Origin of the sequence: Psychroflexus maritimus, from assembly GCF_011089875.1 — a bacterium.
Classification (GTDB): Bacteria; Bacteroidota; Bacteroidia; order Flavobacteriales; family Flavobacteriaceae; genus Psychroflexus; species Psychroflexus maritimus.
On the sequence record NZ_JAANAS010000087.1, the window covers coordinates 1 to 441 of the forward strand.

The following is a 441-nucleotide window of genomic DNA, read 5'->3' on the forward strand; positions in this document are numbered from 1 at the left end:
GCCGACAACGAAATAGGCGAATTCGATTTAACGCAGAAAGATGAGGAAATCAATCCAAATGCGGGAGATGGAAATAGCCAAGTAGTGTATTACGCATCAGAAGAAGACTTTGAAGCAGGAATTCCGATTACTAATCCTGAGAATTTCTTTACTTCAGAATCACCACAGGTAATTTTTGCCGAGGTTGTAAACACAGACAATGAATGTCCATCCTCAACGCAAGTGACTTTTGAAATTACCGTGAATCCACTTCCATTAGTGGATATTTCTAACATGGATGGTTCAGTGATTTGTATTGACCGTGAGACTGGTGAAATTGTTTCTGCACCAACCTTAGATACAGGGCTAAATGCCAACGATTACGAATTTGAATGGTTCTTGGATGGCGATGAATTAGCCTTTACAGGAAGTGCATTAACGGTAGAAGAAGCAGGATTGTAT

General features: G+C 40.1%; 1 protein-coding gene. It reads left to right on the top strand.

Annotation, left to right across the window (positions count from 1 at the left end):
- The coding region (locus G7034_RS10315) for a hypothetical protein (RefSeq protein WP_223177620.1) at positions 1-441 on the top strand (441 nt) is incomplete at both ends.